Below are 366 nucleotides of genomic sequence, written 5' to 3' on the forward strand. Positions count from 1 at the left end.
CGGGCATCTCAGACTCTACGGTCTCCGCCACGGCGAGCGCATAGGCGAGCAGCTGGTCGATGTCGTGCTCATCGACTTTCTCAGGGAAACGCCCCTTCGCATCGGCCGATGCCTGATAGCACGCTTGGCGCAGATGCTTCGCCTCCTCGATGATCGCCTGCCCAATCGGCTTCTGCCCGTACCGGGCCCGGGAATGGGTCGAATCGACGATCAGCGTCCGTCCCTTCAGCAGCCCCATTTCTTTCGCGACCTCGACCGTGTGTGCGAGCAGTTTGTCGAGCAGTTTGTCGTCGTCCATGCGTTGGCGGCGGAATTTCGTGAGCGAGGACGGGTTGATGACGCCGTCCTCCGGCGCGAGATCCAGGA

1 pseudogene is annotated in these 366 nt (G+C 62.6%); it reads right to left on the reverse strand.

Annotation, left to right across the window (positions count from 1 at the left end):
* A pseudogene (locus EVJ28_RS14165) lies at positions 1 to 366 on the reverse strand (IS5/IS1182 family transposase); the annotation flags it as partial.

It is taken from the genome of Exiguobacterium sp. SH3S3, assembly GCF_004337115.1.
Lineage (GTDB): Bacteria > Bacillota > Bacilli > Exiguobacteriales > Exiguobacteriaceae > Exiguobacterium > Exiguobacterium aurantiacum_A.